The following is a 16,554-nucleotide window of genomic DNA, read 5'->3' as shown; positions in this document are numbered from 1 at the left end:
CCGTTCGACGCCAAAAACCGACACTTTCCGCTATATTGCCGCCGACGACATTTGGATTGATCCTGCTTTCTCGGGAAGGACTTGAGACGTTCAAGAGAGAGGAGGAACATATGCTTAAGCTACATCCGTCCATCGACAACGGGTTCCCGCCGGCCAGCCCGGGCTTTCAGGGAGGCACGCTGAAATGCAAGTGCGGCACCAATCCGGTGGTGGTTGAGATCCGCTCGCAGACGGCGCACAACCATGCTTGCGGCTGCACCAAATGCTGGAAGCCAGAGGGCGCCATCTTTGCGCAGATCGCCGTTGTCAGCCGCGATAACGTGAACGTCGCGTCAGGTTCGGAGAAACTGCAGATCGTCGATCCGAGCGCGACGATCCAGCGTTACGCCTGCAAGGATTGCGGCGCGCATATGTATGGCCGGATCGAGAACACCAAACATGCCTTTTACGGCCTCGATTTCGTTCATACAGAGCTCAGCGACGAACCCGGCTGGTCGCCGCCCGAATTCGCGGCCTTCGTTTCCTCGATCATTGAAAGCGGGGTCAACCCCGACCGGATGCCGGAAATACGTGCTCGCCTGACGGAGCTCGGGCTGCAGCCCTATGATTGCCTGTCTCCTGCGCTGATGGATGCGATCGCGACGCATATCGCCAAACAGACCGGCGCCCTGCCGGCGTGACAAAAGCGGCCAACATCTCCTCCCTCGGACCCCGCCCGTTTGCCTCCTGTCGGGAGGCTCTACCGATGGGCGGGGGCTGAGGCATCTTCCGTCGTGAGAGCCGGTAGAGCCCTTGATACCCCTCTGCCCTGCCGGGCATCTCCCCCACAAGGGGGGATCAGCCGGAAGCAAAGCCCTGCGTCACAGCAACCTCGCAAATGTCGAAGTTGCGCCAATTTCAACGCCGCACGCACAGGGTGGTTGAGCCGGACATCGCCGCTTGCCGATCTCCCCCCTTGTAGGGGAGATGCCCGGCAGGGCAGAGGGGGGTGCCGGCAACTGGTCAGCGGAAGCTATTCAGGCCGGAAATGCAGACACTTTCCACTTGATGCCGCAGCCGATCGAGGGCTGCTGTTCCGTTGGACCTTTGCCGAACAGCGCGACCATGACCATGGCTTCGTAAAGGTCGCGCCTCAGATCGGCAGGGCCGATCTCCTTGCGCGAGGCGTCCAGCCGCCCGCGATATTGCAGCTTCATATCCTTGTTGAAGCCGAAGAAGTCGGGCGTACAGACGGCGCCATAGGCTTTGGCGACGGATTGGTCCTCGTCGAAGAGATAGGGAAAGGGCAGGGCGTTTTGCGAAGCGAAGCGCTTCATGTTGTCGAAGGAATCCTGCGGATAGGCGTCGGCGTCGTTGGCGCTGGTCGCCACAAAGCCGATGCCGTGAGCCTTAAGGTCGATCGCGTCCCGCACGATGCGACCGATGACGGCTTTCACATAGGGGCAGTGATTGCAGATGAAGGCAACCACGAGCCCCTTCGGGCCGGTTTGGTCGAATATGGAATGGGTGAGACCATCGACACCGGGGAGCCTGGCGTCGACCGCCGGCCAGCCGAAATCGCAGAGAGGAGGTGTGGCGGCCATGGCTCACGCCGCTTTCTTCATGGCGCCATCGGAGGCGGCGCGGATCGCCGCGATGTTCCTGGCATAAGCCTCCTCGCTGCCGCCCTTGAACACCGCGGAGCCGGCAACCAGCACATCCGCGCCGGCCGCGGCCACCAGCGGCGCCGTTTCCGGCGTCACGCCGCCGTCGATCTCGATGTGGATCGGCCGGCCACCGATCATCGACTTCACGCGCCACACCTTCTCGATGACCGATGGAATAAAAGCCTGGCCGCCGAAGCCCGGATTGACCGTCATCAAAAGGATGAGGTCCAGCCGGTCCAGCACATATTCGATGACGCTCTCCGGCGTCGACGGATTGAGCGACACGCCGGCCTTCCTGCCGAGGTCGCGGATGGCTTGCAGTGAGCGGTCGAGATGCGGTCCGGCTTCGGCATGCAGGGTGATGATGTCGCAGCCGGCATCGGCGAAGGCACCGAGAAAGGGGTCGGCCGGGGCGATCATCAAATGGCAGTCGAACACCTTGTCCGTCCGGTTGCGGATCGCTTTGATCACCGGTGGGCCGAAGGTGATGTTGGGCACGAAATGGCCGTCCATGACGTCGAGATGGATCCAATCGGCACCGGCCCGGCAGACGGCCTCGACCTCTTCGCCGAGCCGCGAGAAATCGGCCGACAGGACCGAGGGGGCTATGATGGTCTTCTCGCTCATGACGATGTCTCCGAATGTTTGGGCTCGACCGTGTTGAACACGCGGCTGGCGGAAATGTCGCGCGCCGTAATGGTCGACAGTTGCTCGGCGTCGACCGGCCCGGCGCTTTCCTCGAATAGGCGGTTCGCCTGTCGCAGCCTTGCCCGGTCGAGCGCGTTACGGATCGAACGCGCATTGGCGAAATGCGGCTGCCGCCGACGGCGGGCGATGTAGTCGCTCATCACGGCCGCCGCCTTGCTGTCGAACCGATAACCCTGCCGGGAGAGCATGCTCGCGGCGATCGACAGGAGCTCCCCGTCGTCATAGTCGGGAAAATCGATATGATGGGCGATGCGCGAGCGGAAGCCAGGATTGCTCTCGAAAAATCGATCCATGCGATCGGCGTAGCCGGCGAGGATGACCACAAGGTCGTCGCGGTTGTTCTCCATCACCTGCAGCAGGATCTCGATCGCTTCCTGGCCGTAGTCGCGCTCGTTGTCCGGACGGTAGAGATAATAGGCCTCGTCGATGAAGAGCACGCCGCCCATTGCCTTCTTCAGGATCTCCTTGGTCTTGGGCGCCGTGTGGCCGATATATTGCCCGACCAGATCGTCGCGCGTCACCGACACGAGATGCCCCTTGCGGATATAGCCGAGCCTGTGCAGCAGATCGGCCATGCGCAGGGCGACAGTCGTCTTGCCGGTGCCCGGATTGCCGGTGAAGCTCATGTGCAGCGACGGCGGCTCATGGGTGAGGCCCATTGCGCGGCGAGCCCGCTCGACGAGCAGCAGGGCTGCCGTCTCGCGGATGCGCTGCTTTACGGGTTTTAAGCCCACGAGTTCTCGATCCAGCTCGCCGAGGACTTCGGCGACCCCGGAGGCCTTGTATTCCTCGGCGAGGTCGATCGATATCGGCAGGTTTTCGGTGTCTGATGAAGTTTCCGCCACCGCCATATTGCCCGCTCCTCTATCGCTGGGTTTCCCAGGCATAGCGCTGGCTGCGGCCCTCGCTTTCCGTCCGGGTCATCCGCAGTTTCGGTTCATTTTCGGGACGGTTGACGATGAAGGACATCGTCACGGTCTCGAGGCCGCGGCTGGAATCGAAGGCGTTGAGGCGGATGTAGCCCTGCGGATGGGCTTTGCGGCAATCCTCCAGCTCCATCATGACGCCCTTGGCGTCTTTCAGGTCGAACATCGGATTGCCCCACATCTCCCAATAGGTATTGCGGGGATGTGGGTCGTCGGTGTGTTCGACGCCGATCGCCCAGCCCTTGCCGAGGCAATACTCCACTTGTGCCGTTATCTGTTCATCCGTCAGGTCCGGCAGGAACGAGAAGCATCCTTGAGTGATACGCATGTCGTCTCTCCTTCTTGTGCCGTCAGGCGACGCTTACCGTTGGAACGAAATCCGAACTGTCCGTCGGGGTATAGTTGAAGCTGATGTTGCCCCAGGTATCGAGGGCGGCTTCGAGCGGCTTGCACCACTTGGCCGCGGCCCTGAGGATTTCCGGGCCTTCATGGGCGATGTCGCGGCCTTCGTTGCGAGCGAGCACCATGGCCTCCAGCGCGACCCGATTGGCGGTGGCTCCCGCCTGAATGCCCATGGGATGCCCGATCGTGCCGCCGCCGAACTGCAGCAAGACGTCGTCGCCGAAGAGATCGAGCAACTGGTGCATCTGGCCGGCATGGATGCCGCCCGAGGCCACCGGCATGACCTTCTTGATGTCGGCCCAATCCTGCTCGAAGAAGAGCCCGCGCGGAAGGTCGACCTCGTTCTTCATTTCGCGGCAGACATTGTAGTAGCCCTGCACCGTCAACGGGTCGCCTTCGAGCTTGCCGACGGCGGTTCCCGCATGCAGGTGGTCGACGCCGGCGAGCCGCAGCCATTTGGCGATAACACGGAAGGAGATGCCGTGGTTCTTCTGCCGTGTGTAGGTGCCATGGCCGGCCCGGTGCATGTGCAGGACCATGTCGTTTTGCCGGCACCATTCCGAGATCGACTGGATTGCCGTCCAGCCGACGATTAGATCGATCATGACGATGATCGAGCCGAGTTCCTTGGCGAATTCGGCGCGGCGGTACATCTCCTCCATCGTGCCGGCGGTGACGTTGAGATAGTGCCCCTTGACCTCGCCGGTAACGGCGGAGGCGTGATTGACTGCCTCCATGCAGTAGAGGTAGCGGTCGCGCCAGTGCATGAAGGGCTGCGAATTGATGTTCTCATCGTCCTTCATGAAGTCGAGACCGCCCTTCAGCCCCTCATAGACGACGCGGCCATAATTCTTGCCGGAAAGTCCGAGCTTTGGCTTGGTGGTGGCGCCGAGCAACGGCTTGCCGAACTTGTCGAGCCGTTCGCGCTCGACGACGATGCCGGTCGGCGGGCCCCTGAAGGTCTTCACATAGGCGACGGGCAGGCGCATATCTTCGAGCCTTGCCGCCTTCAGCGGCTTGAACGAGAAGACGTTGCCGATGATCGATGCCGTCAGGTTGGCGATCGATCCTTCCTCGAAGAGGATGAGGTCATAGGCGACATAGCAGAAATACTGCCCCGGCGTTCCCGGTACCGGATCGACCCGGTAGGCTTTGGCGCGATACTGTTCGCAGGCCGTCAGGCGATCGGTCCAGACGACGGTCCAGGTGGCTGTCGAGCTTTCGCCGGCAACGGCGGCGGCCGCCTCGATCGGGTCGACGCCGTCTTGCGGCGTGATCCGGAAGAGCGCGATCAGATCGGTGTCTTTCGGCTCGTAGTCTCCGTTCCAGTAGCCCATCTGCGCGTATTTGAGCACGCCGGCCTTGTAGCGTTCCTTGCCCTTGATCTCGGTCTTTGCGTCGACATTCATGACACAGTCCTCTTCTCTGAATGGGTGTGCTCAGGCGGCTCGCGACTGCGCCGCTTGGGGTTTCAGGGAGCCGCTCGCATAGCGGCGGGCCATCTCGGCCATCGGCACGACCTTGATACGCGAGGCGTTGCCGGCGGTGCCGAAGGCCTCGAAGCGGGCCTTGCAGACCGCCGACATGGCCTCCATGGCAGGTTTCAGGAACTTCCGCGGATCGAATTCGGCCCGGTTCGTATCGGCCACGCGGCGGAAGGCAGCGGCTGCCGCAAGGCGCAGGTCCGTGTCGATGTTGACCTTGCGCACGCCGAAACGGATTCCCCGCACGATCTCCTCGACCGGCACGCCGTAGGTCTCCCGCATTTCGCCGCCATGGGCTTTGAACACGTCCTGCCATTCCTGCGGCACCGAGGAGGAGCCGTGCATGACGATATGAGTATCCGGCAGCCGCTCATGGATCTTCTCGATGACGTCCATGGCGAGCACCTCGCCGGTCGGCTTGCGGGTGAATTTGTAGGCGCCGTGCGAGGTGCCGATGGCGACAGCCAGCGCATCGACCTCGGTCTCGGCGACGAAGCGGGCGGCCTCATCCGGATCGGTCAGGAGCTGGGAACGATCGAGCGCGCCTTCAAAGCCGTGGCCATCCTCGGGTTCGCCATGGCCGGTCTCGAGCGATCCGAGGCAGCCGAGCTCACCCTCGACGGAAGCGCCGACCATATGGGCGAGGCGGCTTACTTCGGCAGTGATCGCTATGTTATAGGTGTAGTCGGAAGGGGTTTTCGCATCTTCCTTCAACGAGCCGTCCATCATGACCGAGGTGAAGCCGTGCCGGATCGCCGTGAGACAGGTCGCGACATTGTTGCCATGATCCTGGTGGATGCAGAGCGGGATGTCGGGATACATCTCCTCAAGCGCTTCCATCATCTTGGCGAGCATGATGTCGTTGGCGTAGGAGCGAGCGCCGCGCGAGACCTGCAGGATCACGGGAGCGTCGCAGGCGCGCGCCGCTTCCATGATCGCTAGCCCTTGTTCCATGTTGTTGATGTTGAATGCCGGCACGCCATAGGCGCGTTCGGCGGCGTGATCGAGCAATTGGCGAAGCGTGATGCGGGCCATGGTCAAGCCTCCTCCGATGTTCTGACAACGTCATTGCCCGCCTGCGGGCCGATCCGGTTGCTGATGGGCGGCTTCGCCTCGGGAGCCCGGCGGACAAGTTTCAAAGCTTCGGCGACGACATGGTCGGCGGTGATGCCGAAATGGCGGTAGAGGTCTCCGGCCGGTGCCGAGGCACCGAAGCCTGTCATGCCGACAAAGGCGCCATCGGGCCCCATCCAGCGGTCCCAGCCGAGGCGGCCGGCAGCTTCCACGGCAATGCGCGGGGCATCTCCGAGGACCTGCCTCTGATAGAATTCATCCTGGGCCTCGAATTTCTCCCAGCAGGGCATCGAGACCACCGCCGCTTGTATGTCTTCCTCGGCGTGGAGACGTTCGGCGGCGGCGACGGCGATCTCGACTTCGGATCCGGTGGCAAGGAGCGTGAGGTCGCGAGCCCCGCGCGCTTCCTTCAGGACATAGGCTCCGAGCACTGACAAATTCTCGTCTCCACCGGTCTGGCGCAGCATCGGCAAGGCCTGCCGCGAGAGGGCAAGGACGCTCGGCGTATTCTTCTCACCAAGCGCGATTTCCCAGCATTCTGCCGTCTCGATGATGTCGGCGGGCCGGAAGACATTGAGGTTGGGCGTGGCGCGCAGCATGGCCAGATGCTCGACCGGCTGGTGGGTCGGTCCGTCTTCGCCGAGGCCGATCGAATCATGGGTCAGCACATAGATGACGGGCAGGCCCATCAGTGCCGAGAGGCGCATCGCGCCGCGAGCATAATCGGAAAAAGCCAGAAACGTGCCGCCATAGGGGATGAAGCCACCGTGCAAGGCGATGCCGTTCATGGCGGCCGCCATGGCATGCTCGCGGATGCCGTAATGCAGGTAGCGGCCTTTGAAATTGCCCGGCGAAATGGGCTGCGTCTGCGACGTCATTGTCAGATTCGAGCCGGTCAGATCGGCGGAGCCACCGACCGTCAAGGCCGTCGCTCCATTGATGACTTCCAACGCCATCTGCGAGGCTTGGCGTGTCGCGACCTTGGAGGCTCTCTTGCGATGCGCCGCGCGGAATCTTGCCAGCAACTCAGTGAATTCTCCGTCGAGCTGCCGACCGACGGTCTGCTCGTAGCGTTTTTTCGAGCGCGACGCGTCGAGTCGGATTTCCCATGCCTCTCGCGCCATCCGGCCCCGAACCGCCACGCGTTCCCAGGCGGACTTGATCTCGCTCGGCACGAAGAAGGGCGGATGAGGCCAGCCGAGTTTTTCGCGCGTCGCGGTGATTTCCTTGTCGCCGAGCGCCGCCCCATGGGTCTTGTGCGAGCCTTCCATGCTGGCCGCGCCCTTGCCGATGCGGGTGCGGCAGGCAATCAGCGATGGCTTGCGGGTGCGGCGCGCCCGCTCGATCGCCTTCGCAACGGCCTCAGGGTCGTGGCCATCGACGCGTTGTGCATCCCAGCCGGCTGCGCGGAAACGTGCAAGCTGATCCATGGAAGTAGAGAGCTCGGTCGAGCCGTCGATCGATATGCGGTTGTCGTCCCAGAGCACGATGAGCTTGCGCAGCTTCAGATGTCCGGCGAGATCGATCGCCTCTTGGCTGATCCCCTCCTGCAGGCAGCCATCGCCGGCCACCACATAGGTGAAATGATTGCAGAGCGAACTGCCAAAGCGGGCGGCCATCATCTGCTCGGCAATCGCCATGCCGACGGCGGTGGCGATGCCCTGGCCGAGCGGGCCGGTAGTCGTCTCGATACCGAGGGCATGGCCGTATTCCGGGTGGCCGGCAGTCTTCGAGCCGAGTTGGCGGAAGGCCGAGAGCTCGACCATCGGCATATCGGCAAAGCCGATCAGGTGATGGATGGAATAGAGCATCATCGAGCCATGGCCGGCCGAGAGCACGAAACGATCGCGATCCGGCCAGTCGGGTAGCGAAGGGTCGATCCTGATGAAGCGGTTGAAGAGGACGGTCACCGCGTCGGCCATGCCCATCGGCATGCCGGGGTGGCCGGAATTGGCCTTTTCAACGGCATCCATGGCGAGAAAGCGGATGGCATCGGCCATGTTGCGTTCCGATGCGGCGGCACGGGTTTCGATCTGCTGCGAAACATTCATGATGTCCTCCTCACGACATGCGGTGTTTGCGCTCGAGCAGTTTGTGGATGAGCGGGGTGAAAATGAGCTGCATGGCGAGATCGAGCTTGTCGCCCGGCACCACGATGGAATTGGCGCGCGACATGAAGCTGTTGTGCAGCATCGACAGCAGGTAGGGAAAATCGATGCTTTGCGGTTTGGCGAAGCGGATGACCAGGATGGATTCGGCGTGCGTCGGTATCCAGCGGGCGATGAAGGGATTGGACGTATCGACGATCGGCACGCGCTGGAAATTGATGTCGGTCAGCGAAAACTGCGGACAGATGTAGTGGACGTAATCCGGCATGCGCCGCAGGATCGTGTCCGTCACCGCCTCGGTGGAGTAGCCGCGCGTCGCCTTGTCACGATGGATCTTCTGTATCCATTCGAGATTGATCACCGGAACCACGCCGATCTTCAGATCGCAGTGCTGGGCCAGATTGACCGTGTCGGTGACGGCGCAGCCATGCAAGCCTTCGTAGAACAGGAGATCGCTGCCGCTGAATTCCTCCCAGTCCGTGAACGTGCCGGGTTCCGCACGGTATTTCGCGGCCTCGGCCTCGTCGTGCACGTAGTGACGGGTGCGCCCGACGCCGCGCCTGCCATATTCGGCAAAGACGCTTTCGAGGATTTCCAGTTCGTTCGCCTCGGCGGAGAAATGGGTGAAGTCGACGCCCCTGGCTTTCTCCTCGGCGATCTTGCGGCGCATGGTTTCCCGGTCGTAGCGATGGAAGGCATCGCCTTCAATGAAAGACGCCGAGATGTTCTCGCGCTTGAAGATCTTCTCGAACGTGTCCTTGACCGTCGTGGTGCCGGCGCCGGACGAGCCGGTGATGGAGATAATCGGATATTTGGCTGACATGCTGGTCTCCTCACGCCCGGAACAGGCCGCGCTTGCCGAAAAGCGGCGCGCGTTCGCCGATCATGTTAGGGTCGACGTGATAGCGAGCGACGCGCGCCACCTCGCGGCGCGAGCCGAAGGCCAGCGGCACGCGCTGGTGCAGATTTTCCGGGACGAGATCGAGAATGCGCGTGACGCAAGTCGTGGCCGAGCCGCCGGCGTTCTCGATGAGGAAGGCGATGGGGTTGGCCTCGTAGACCAGCCGCAGCCGGCCCTGGCTGTAGCCTTTCCGGCTGTCGGCGGGGTACAGGAAAATTCCGCCGCGCGTGAGTATCCGATAAGTCTCGGCGACGAGCGATGCGATCCACCGCATGTTGAACTCCCGCTCTCGCGGACCCTCCGAGCCCGCCAGGCAGTCGTCGACATAGAGCCGGATCGCTTCCTCCCAATGCCGATAGTTCGCCATGTTGATGGCAAATTCGCTGGTGCGCTCCGGGATGCTGATCGACTTGTACGCCTCGACGAAGCAGCCGAGCCGGCTCGAGAAGATGAAGATCTCCGTGCCCTTGCCGATCGACAGCACGAGCGCGGTTTGCGGACCATAGAGGAAAAAGCCCGCCGCCAATTGCCGGTTTCCGGGTTGCAGAAAGGACTGGGAGGGGTCCACGTCCGGTCCCTTGGCGGCGGGAAGCACGGAGAAGATCGTGCCGATAGAGACGTTGTTGTCGATGTTCGACGAACCGTCGAGCGGATCGGTGGCAACGGCAAGGCGCGCGTTCGGATCGAGCAGGACGGGATTTTCCAGTTCTTCCGAGGCGTAGCACGCGACCGGTGCGCCCTGCAGGCACGACAGGAACAGGTCGTCGCACAGGACGTCCATTTCCTTCTGAAGATCACCGTCTGTATTGCTGCTGCCGCGGGCGGCGTTGAAGGCCGGGCCGAGCGCTCCCTGGTTGACGAGCTTGCGGACCTCGAGCGCCGCCATTACCAACCTTTGGACCACCACAGCCACGTCCCGTGCGATATCTTCACCACGAGCGGTGAATGAAGCGAGATAAGCCTCGAGAGTTGCGCCTGACATGATGTCTCCTCCCAGATGTCCGGGCAAGGATGGCGCAAACGGATAGTTTGTAAAATTTATTCATTTGACTTTCGAAATTAGTTTTTCTTACTTTCCCTCTCATGCGCAATTTGACCATTCGCCAACTTCGCACCGTCGAAGCCGTTTGCCGGCTGGGAAAGATCAATCTTGCCGCCGAAGCTTTGGGCCTGACCGGTCCGGCACTCACCCTGCAAATCCAGCAATTGGAACGGGACGCCGATGTGCCGCTGTTTGATAGGACGCGCGGCGGCATGGTTCCGACCGCTTACGGTCTTGCTTTTCTCGAAGCGGCGCGGGCGGTCGAGGACAGCTTGGCCGCCCTTGAGGACGCGGTCAGTGCCATCAAGGGGCTCAGAACCGGACGATTGCGGCTCGGCGTGGTCTCCACCGGGAAATATTTCGCGCCGCAACTGATTGCCGCCTTCCGCGATCAGGTCCCGGACATCGAGATCAACCTCTTCATCGGCAACCGCGCCGAGATCATCGCCAAGCTCAGGGATCACGACATCGATATCGCGCTTATGGGGCGTCCGCCGCGTGACTTCGAGGTGCGCGCTCAGGTGTTCGGCGATCATCCGCTGGTCTTCATCGCCCCCGCCGGCCACCCGCTTGCGGGCGTGCTGGAAATTTCACGGGAGCGGATTGCACAGGAGAAGTTCCTGGTGCGTGAAAGAGGTTCGGGAACGCGTATCTCGCTCGATATCTTTCTGAGCGACACGCCGCACAAGCTGGAAGAACTCGGAACGGAGATCGCTTCGAACGAGACGATCAAGCAGGCCGTGATCGCCGGTCTCGGAATCGCCTTCATCTCGGCCCATACAATCGAGCAGGACGTGAGGCTTGGCCGACTGGTCATACTCGACGTTGTCGACACACCGATCCGCCGGCAATGGTTCACCGTATCGCGCTTGGACCGTGCCGCAAGCCCGGCGATGCAGGCTTTCGAGCGGTTCCTGCTTGCGTCCGGCGCGCGATATCTGCCGGTGGTCAGTAAGCCCTATCCGGCCAACGCGTTCGGCTAGCGCGGATGAAGAAAAGTGTGAAGCGGTTTTCCGCCCGCATCCCGCGCCAATCTGTTAGAATCGATCACGTTCATGATTTTAGGTCGATCCGACTTAAAATCATCCTGATTTAGGTCGCGTCGGTCTGCATCGGAGTATTGGCTTTCCTACGAGCGGAAAACGCAACGTCGACCGCCACCTAGGTCGTAATTGTGAGGCCTCATACGGCTTGCTACCATTCAGCCGGAAGAGGAGATTGCGCGATGCTTGTCAGCCGATGGCTCATCGGTGCCCTTGAGCATACCGTCAGGCGAACGTGCCTGCCGCGCGACATCGATCCGCGAAAAAGCCCGGCCACGGCGCCGCCGGGCCCCGCCGGAGCGGCGGAATACCGTTCCGGCCCTTCAACCAAGCAGCGGTCGTTATGGGCCCTGCTTGGTTTCCTGCTCGCCCCCACTGCAAAGGCGCCAGCTGGAACGGGAGCGAGCACAACAACCCGATGGGCGAATGGAGGAAATATGGCCTGGCATAAACCGAAATTCATCGAAGTCAGCTGCGCTATGGAAATTACCCGCTACGCTCCTGCGGATGGGGATGAACCGATCCTTTTCTAACGGCCAGCCCAACGAGGATCGGTTCGCAAAGCATCAGGTATCCCGGTGAAGAAAACGTCCGATCTTCGTGTCATCATTTTGGGGGCCGCCGCAGGCGGCGGTCTCCCGCAATGGAATTGCGGTTGCCCGAACTGTTCGATGGCGCGCGATCCAGCTTCCGGCCTCAAACCGCAAAGCCAGTCCTCGCTTGCGGTGAGTCTCGACGGAGAGGCTTGGGCCGTCCTCAACGCTTCTCCGGACATCCGACAGCAGATTCAGGATAATCGTCCGTTGCAGCCACGCCGCCTGCGTCACAGCCCCATCAAGAGCATGGTGCTGACCAATGGCGACATCGATCATCTGGCGGGACTGCTGGTTTTGCGGGAAAAGCAGGGGTTTACCCTTTTCGCAACCGGCGCGGTCAATCAAATCATTGCCGAGAATTCGATCTTCGGCGTTCTCGATCCGGAGCTGGTTTCAAGGAAAAGCGTCGCGATCGAGGAACGTTTCTTTCCGCTACCCGGTCTCGAGGCGCGGCTCTTCTCCGTTCCCGGCAAGGTGCCGCTCTTTCTCGAGGAGGGCGAGCCGGATCTCAATGTCGAGGGCGAAAACACGGTCGGAATAGAGCTGCGGGCCGGCTCCAAGCGCGTCTACTATGTTCCGGGCTGCGCCATGATGACCGACGCCTTGGCTCAGCGCCTGCGCGGTGCCGATGCGGTGTTCTTCGACGGCACACTCTTCTCTGACGACGAGATGATCGCCACTGGTACGGGCCACAAGACCGGCCGGCGCATGGGCCATATGCCGATTGCCGGCGAGGGCGGCAGCCTCGATGCACTCGCTCACTTGAACATTTACAGAAAGGTCTATGTCCACATCAACAACACGAACCCGATCTGGCGGGCTGGCGCCGAGCGCGCCTTCGTCGAAAGCCGCGGCTTTGAAGTCGGGTTCGACGGCATGGAGATCCAGCTTTGACGACGGCGACCGACAGGCAAGCATTTCACGCCCGCCTCCTGGAGATCGGGAAGCAGCGTTATCACGACAAGCACCCCTTTCACGCGATGCTCCACGGCGGTGGTTGCACGATGACGCAAGTTCGGGCCTGGGTGATCAACCGGTATTATTACCAGAGCCGGATTCCCATGAAGGATGCGGCCTTCCTGTCCCGTTGCGACGACCCTCAACTGCGTAGGGTCTGGCGCTCCCGAATCGAAGACCATGACGGCGGCATGGACGAGGGCGGCGGCATCCGGCGCTGGCTGCGTCTCGCCGAGGCCGTCGGGCTCGATCCTGCCTATGTTTCCTCGACAAGGGGCGTCCTGCCTGCGACCCGGTTTGCCGTCGACGCCTATGTGGCGTTCGTGCGTGAGAAGCCGCTTGTCGAGGCGGTGGCATCCTCGCTGACCGAGCTTTTCGCGCCGAAGATCCATTCCGAACGCATCGCCGGACTGCTGGAACACTACGCGTTCGCCGACGAGGCGGCACTCGCCTATTTCCGTCAGCGACTGAACGAGGCGCCTCGCGATGTCGAATTCGGTCTCGCCTATGTCCTCGATCACGCCGACACGAGGGAGAAACAGGACGCAGCCGCCGCCGCGCTCACGTTCAAGACGGATGTCCTGTGGTCCCAGCTCGATGCGCTATATTCGGCCTATGTGACGCCGGGACGCATTCCGCCGGGCGGCTGGGACGGCCGCGAAGGAGTGGTTCGCGAGCCGACAGCGACGGAGGCCGCGGAATGAATGCCGATGCACCCGTGATTTCAGGATCTAGCGTCGTCAAGCTGGCACAGGGCGTGCGGCTGCGCGAGGATCCGGTTCGTGGCCAGACGGTCCTGCTGGCGCCGGAACGCGCCATGGCCCTGGACGATATCGCCGTCGCAATCGTCGAAGCCCTCGATGGCGAGCGGAGCCTTGATCAGATCGCAGACGACTTCGCCCAGAAGTTCGAGGCTCCGGTTGCCCAGATCGCGGAGGACGTCAAGGCGTTCGTCCACGAGCTTGCCAATCGTCGCATGCTGGAGTTCATCGAATGAGCACCGCAGCCACCCTTGCAGACCATGCCATACGCGACGTTCCGCGCGCTCCGCCGCCGATGGCGATGCTGGCCGAACTGACGCATCGCTGTCCGCTCGCTTGCCCCTATTGCTCCAACCCCATCGAGTTGACGCGGGCAAACGAGGAGCTTTCCACCGAGGAATGGATAGGCGTCTTCAGGCAAGCCGCCGATCTCGGCGTCTTGCATCTGCACTTGTCCGGAGGAGAGCCGGCGGCACGACGGGACCTTGTCGAGCTGACGAGGGCAGCCGTTTCCTTCGGACTTTACACCAACCTGATCACCTCGGGTGTGGGGCTGACAGAAGACAGAATCAACAGCCTGGCCGATGCTGGGCTCGACCATGTTCAGCTATCGATCCAAGGCGTTTCTCCCGAAAGCGCCGACCGGATCGGTGGATACAGAGGCGGTTATGAGCGAAAGATGGCCGTCGCGGGCTGGGTGGCAGATGCCAGGATTCCCCTGACGCTCAATGCCGTCTGCCACAGGCAGAACATGGGCGAGATCGATGCCATGATCGAACTGGCGATCCGGCTGAAGGCGCGCCGCATAGAAGTCGCAACGGTGCAGTTTCACGGCTGGGCGGAGCGCAACAAAGGGGCTCTCATGCCGACACGCGAGCAGGTCGAGCGCGCGACGCTGACGGTCGCCGAGGCACGGAAAAAATATGAGGGCATACTGGTGATCGACTATGTGCCGGCCGACTATTATTCGAAATACCCGAAGGCCTGCATGGGCGGCTGGGGAAGGGTGGGCTTGAACGTCACGCCGTCCGGCCGTGTGCTTCCATGCCATGCGGCGGAGACCATTCCGGGTCTGTCCTTCGAGAGTATTCGCGACGGCTCACTCTCAAAGATCTGGTACGAAAGCGACGCATTCAACGCCTATCGCGGCGAGGACTGGATGCCAGAGCTCTGTCGTAGCTGCGAGCGCAAGAAGATTGATTTCGGCGGCTGCCGTTGTCAGGCAATGGCGCTCGCCGGCGATGCGAGCGCAACCGATCCGGTTTGCATCCGGTCACCGCTTCGCGACCGCTTGACCCGGGAGACAGCCGAGCTTTCGGCGGCGCCATCGGCAATCTTCACCTACCGCGGTCGGTAAGGCGCCGAAAGATCCGGATGCTCCAGCTATCCCTTGATGCGACGGAGAACTCCGTCGAGGGCTCCGGTCAATGCGGCAATTCCGCCATTGCGTTCGAAATCGGCAAGAACCTGTTCGTTCAGTCCGCCCTTGGTTGCAAATTCAGAGCTCAACTCGCTGAGAGCTGTGTCGCTCGATCGCAGTGCAATTTGTGAGAGGCTGGCAAAAAGCGCAGCGAGATAGGCCCTTGCGGAAGTCTCGGGCAACCCCTGCGCGGCAAGCCAGCTTGTGGTCCGGTCCATGATGCCCAAATACGTCGCCATCATCGCACTCGCGACGGCGAGAAGGTCGTATTCATCTCTCGTGGTGCACTGAACGGTTGTTCCCAGGCCTGAGAACAGGGATGCCACGTCCGGATCCGGTGGGTATATCGCGGTGACGCCGTCGCGGTTGGCGACGAAGGGCAGGGGTATTGCCTGTGTGAGGCGAACCTCCTGTCCAATCCATTCTTTAAGGCGATCGCGATCGGTCGCAGCGATGACGCTAATGACTGTCTGACCGGGGGTGAAGTGGAGACCCCTTACGACCCGTTCGGCGACCTGTGGCCGGATGGCGAGAACGAGGATATCGGAAGCGTCCGCGACCTCCTGGTTGTCAGCGGCAATCCGTACCGCCGGAAACATGCTCGCCAATCGGCTCGCAACCTCGGCATTTCGAGGCGAGACGACAACCTCGCTCGCCAAGGGCGTATCCGACAGGATGCCTGTTACCATTGCCTCGGTAATTGCGCCCGTGCCGATGAAGCCGATACGCATCTATTCTGCCGCCTTTCGCCGCGCGAGCGAGACGTCCGTCGTGTAGTTCTCGCGCATGAAGTCGATGAAGTTCTGCTGGAACTGGCGGGTGTGGGCATGGGCCAGTTCGTCTGCGAGATCGACATTCTTTGCCCGGATTGCCTCGAGCATCAGATGGTGCTCGTCGGTCAAGAGATAGCCTTCGTGCGTTCGCTCCAGATATTCGAAGTGGAGATGGAGCATCCGCTGACCCTGATTGAGCAGCCGCTCGTAGAACGAGGCGAGATAGGGATTCTTGCCGGCCTTGGCGATCGCCATGTGGAACTGCTTGTTGGTCTCCGACATTTGCAGGTGGTTGCCGGCCTTGACCGCCGCCTCAAACTCTTTCTGCCGCTTGGCGATCGCCTTCAGGTCGGCCTCGGTCCGCAGTTCTGCCGCAAGCCGGGTATTCATGCGCTGAGCGATGTCCAGGGCCTCGACATATTTCGGGAAGGTCGCGACCTCGATCGGCGCGACGATCGTGCTGCGGTTTGAAAGCGTTACGACAAGATCCTCGCCCGCGAGCCGGATCAGCGCTTCGCGGACCGGCGAGCGGGACATATCGAAGCGCTCGGCAAGCGTGTTTTCATCAAGGAGCTGCCCAGGGGCGAGCGTCAGCGCGAGGATCTCGTTTCTGAGCGTCTCGTAAACGCTCTTCCAACCGGTGCCCTTGGCTCGCTTGGTTTCAGTTTCGTCAGACACTTACGTCCCTTTCTTACCATCCCGACGCATAAGGC

18 protein-coding genes are annotated in these 16,554 nt (G+C 61.8%); 7 read left to right on the top strand and 11 right to left on the bottom strand.

Annotation, left to right across the window (positions count from 1 at the left end; translation table 11 throughout):
- The first annotated feature begins 110 nt into the window (after nt 1–110).
- The gene (gene gfa / locus M728_RS08570; protein ID WP_026622167.1) at nt 111–680 is read left to right on the top strand and encodes an S-(hydroxymethyl)glutathione synthase; all 570 of its coding nucleotides are present in this window, start codon (nt 111–113) and stop codon (nt 678–680) included.
- Nucleotides 681–1,016: 336 nt separating this feature from the next.
- Here gfa and M728_RS08565 read toward each other — a convergent pair whose 3' ends face one another.
- Genes M728_RS08565 through M728_RS08525 form a run of 9 tightly spaced genes read right to left on the bottom strand, consistent with a single transcriptional unit; the run spans nt 1,017 to nt 10,231 of the window.
- On the bottom strand, nt 1,017–1,583 hold the full coding sequence (locus M728_RS08565; protein WP_026622166.1) for a thioredoxin family protein: 567 nt from the start codon (nt 1,581–1,583) through the stop codon (nt 1,017–1,019).
- 3 nt (nt 1,584–1,586) lie between these two features.
- Entirely contained in the window at nt 1,587–2,273 is a 687-nt protein-coding gene (gene rpe, locus M728_RS08560; RefSeq protein WP_026622165.1) for a ribulose-phosphate 3-epimerase, read from the bottom strand.
- Entirely contained in the window at nt 2,270–3,205 is a 936-nt protein-coding gene (gene cbbX / locus M728_RS08555) for a CbbX protein (RefSeq protein ID WP_026622164.1), read from the bottom strand. Before cbbX ends, rpe begins: the two co-directional genes overlap by 4 nt.
- Nucleotides 3,206–3,218: 13 nt before the next feature.
- Nucleotides 3,219–3,608: a ribulose bisphosphate carboxylase small subunit gene (locus M728_RS08550; RefSeq protein ID WP_026622163.1), complete on the bottom strand. Its 390-nt coding sequence runs from the start codon at nt 3,606–3,608 to the stop codon at nt 3,219–3,221.
- A 22-nt stretch (nt 3,609–3,630) separates the two neighbouring features.
- A complete protein-coding gene (locus M728_RS08545; protein WP_026622162.1) occupies nt 3,631–5,091 on the bottom strand; it encodes a form I ribulose bisphosphate carboxylase large subunit in 1,461 nt (486 codons plus the stop codon).
- A gap of 30 nt (nt 5,092–5,121) precedes the next feature.
- Nucleotides 5,122–6,201 (bottom strand): class II fructose-bisphosphate aldolase, encoded by a 1,080-nt coding sequence (fba, locus tag M728_RS08540; RefSeq protein ID WP_026622161.1) that lies wholly within the window; start codon nt 6,199–6,201, stop codon nt 5,122–5,124.
- Between the two features lie 2 nt (nt 6,202–6,203).
- On the bottom strand, nt 6,204–8,291 hold the full coding sequence (gene tkt / locus M728_RS08535) for a transketolase (protein WP_026622160.1): 2,088 nt from the start codon (nt 8,289–8,291) through the stop codon (nt 6,204–6,206).
- Between the two features lie 10 nt (nt 8,292–8,301).
- A complete protein-coding gene (locus tag M728_RS08530; protein WP_370906468.1) occupies nt 8,302–9,171 on the bottom strand; it encodes a phosphoribulokinase in 870 nt (289 codons plus the stop codon).
- A 10-nt stretch (nt 9,172–9,181) separates the two neighbouring features.
- A complete protein-coding gene (locus M728_RS08525) occupies nt 9,182–10,231 on the bottom strand; it encodes a class 1 fructose-bisphosphatase (protein ID WP_026622158.1) in 1,050 nt (349 codons plus the stop codon).
- Between the two features lie 101 nt (nt 10,232–10,332).
- On the opposite strand from M728_RS08525, the gene M728_RS08520 reads away from it, so the two are divergent.
- The 6 genes from M728_RS08520 to pqqE all read left to right on the top strand — a co-directional run bounded on the left by M728_RS08520 (nt 10,333) and on the right by pqqE (nt 15,005).
- Entirely contained in the window at nt 10,333–11,274 is a 942-nt protein-coding gene (locus M728_RS08520) for a LysR family transcriptional regulator (protein ID WP_026622157.1), read from the top strand.
- A gap of 497 nt (nt 11,275–11,771) precedes the next feature.
- Nucleotides 11,772–11,867, top strand: coding sequence for a pyrroloquinoline quinone precursor peptide PqqA (gene pqqA, locus M728_RS08515; RefSeq protein ID WP_003528714.1), 96 nt, complete (start codon nt 11,772–11,774; stop codon nt 11,865–11,867).
- 45 nt (nt 11,868–11,912) lie between these two features.
- Nucleotides 11,913–12,824 carry a pyrroloquinoline quinone biosynthesis protein PqqB gene (pqqB, locus tag M728_RS08510; RefSeq protein ID WP_026622156.1) on the top strand — a complete coding sequence of 304 codons (912 nt, stop codon included), beginning with the start codon at nt 11,913–11,915 and terminating at the stop codon, nt 12,822–12,824.
- Nucleotides 12,821–13,591, top strand: coding sequence for a pyrroloquinoline-quinone synthase PqqC (gene pqqC, locus M728_RS08505; protein ID WP_026622155.1), 771 nt, complete (start codon nt 12,821–12,823; stop codon nt 13,589–13,591). The genes pqqB and pqqC overlap by 4 nt, the downstream gene beginning before the upstream one ends.
- A complete protein-coding gene (gene pqqD, locus M728_RS08500; protein ID WP_026622154.1) occupies nt 13,588–13,884 on the top strand; it encodes a pyrroloquinoline quinone biosynthesis peptide chaperone PqqD in 297 nt (98 codons plus the stop codon). The genes pqqC and pqqD overlap by 4 nt, the downstream gene beginning before the upstream one ends.
- The gene (gene pqqE / locus M728_RS08495) at nt 13,881–15,005 is read left to right on the top strand and encodes a pyrroloquinoline quinone biosynthesis protein PqqE (protein ID WP_026622153.1); all 1,125 of its coding nucleotides are present in this window, start codon (nt 13,881–13,883) and stop codon (nt 15,003–15,005) included. The genes pqqD and pqqE overlap by 4 nt, the downstream gene beginning before the upstream one ends.
- A 26-nt stretch (nt 15,006–15,031) precedes the next feature.
- On the opposite strand, the gene M728_RS08490 is transcribed toward pqqE, so the two are convergent.
- A complete protein-coding gene (locus tag M728_RS08490; protein WP_026622152.1) occupies nt 15,032–15,799 on the bottom strand; it encodes a pyrroline-5-carboxylate reductase in 768 nt (255 codons plus the stop codon).
- A complete protein-coding gene (locus M728_RS08485; protein WP_026622151.1) occupies nt 15,800–16,519 on the bottom strand; it encodes a GntR family transcriptional regulator in 720 nt (239 codons plus the stop codon).
- Nucleotides 16,520–16,554 lie beyond the last annotated feature (35 nt).

The organism is Ensifer sp. WSM1721, assembly GCF_000513895.2.
In the GTDB taxonomy this organism is placed as follows: Bacteria; Pseudomonadota; Alphaproteobacteria; order Rhizobiales; family Rhizobiaceae; genus Sinorhizobium.
The sequence above is the reverse complement of the archived record's forward strand: the minus strand, read 5'-3'. Positions and strand labels throughout refer to the sequence as shown.

Coding starts and splice junctions, on each gene's coding strand:
- pqqA (WP_003528714.1), top strand. CDS start 11,772: ATGGCCTGGCATAAACCGAAATTCATCGAAGTCAGCTGCGCTATGGAA.
- pqqE (WP_026622153.1), top strand. CDS start 13,881: ATGAGCACCGCAGCCACCCTTGCAGACCATGCCATACGCGACGTTCCG.
- cbbX (WP_026622164.1), bottom strand. CDS start 3,205: ATGGCGGTGGCGGAAACTTCATCAGACACCGAAAACCTGCCGATATCG.
- rpe (WP_026622165.1), bottom strand. CDS start 2,273: ATGAGCGAGAAGACCATCATAGCCCCCTCGGTCCTGTCGGCCGATTTC.
- pqqD (WP_026622154.1), top strand. CDS start 13,588: ATGAATGCCGATGCACCCGTGATTTCAGGATCTAGCGTCGTCAAGCTG.
- M728_RS08520 (WP_026622157.1), top strand. CDS start 10,333: ATGCGCAATTTGACCATTCGCCAACTTCGCACCGTCGAAGCCGTTTGC.
- M728_RS08565 (WP_026622166.1), bottom strand. CDS start 1,583: ATGGCCGCCACACCTCCTCTCTGCGATTTCGGCTGGCCGGCGGTCGAC.
- gfa (WP_026622167.1), top strand. CDS start 111: ATGCTTAAGCTACATCCGTCCATCGACAACGGGTTCCCGCCGGCCAGC.
- M728_RS08545 (WP_026622162.1), bottom strand. CDS start 5,091: ATGAATGTCGACGCAAAGACCGAGATCAAGGGCAAGGAACGCTACAAG.
- M728_RS08525 (WP_026622158.1), bottom strand. CDS start 10,231: ATGTCAGGCGCAACTCTCGAGGCTTATCTCGCTTCATTCACCGCTCGT.
- tkt (WP_026622160.1), bottom strand. CDS start 8,291: ATGAATGTTTCGCAGCAGATCGAAACCCGTGCCGCCGCATCGGAACGC.
- M728_RS08530 (WP_370906468.1), bottom strand. CDS start 9,171: ATGTCAGCCAAATATCCGATTATCTCCATCACCGGCTCGTCCGGCGCC.
- M728_RS08490 (WP_026622152.1), bottom strand. CDS start 15,799: ATGCGTATCGGCTTCATCGGCACGGGCGCAATTACCGAGGCAATGGTA.
- fba (WP_026622161.1), bottom strand. CDS start 6,201: ATGGCCCGCATCACGCTTCGCCAATTGCTCGATCACGCCGCCGAACGC.
- M728_RS08550 (WP_026622163.1), bottom strand. CDS start 3,608: ATGCGTATCACTCAAGGATGCTTCTCGTTCCTGCCGGACCTGACGGAT.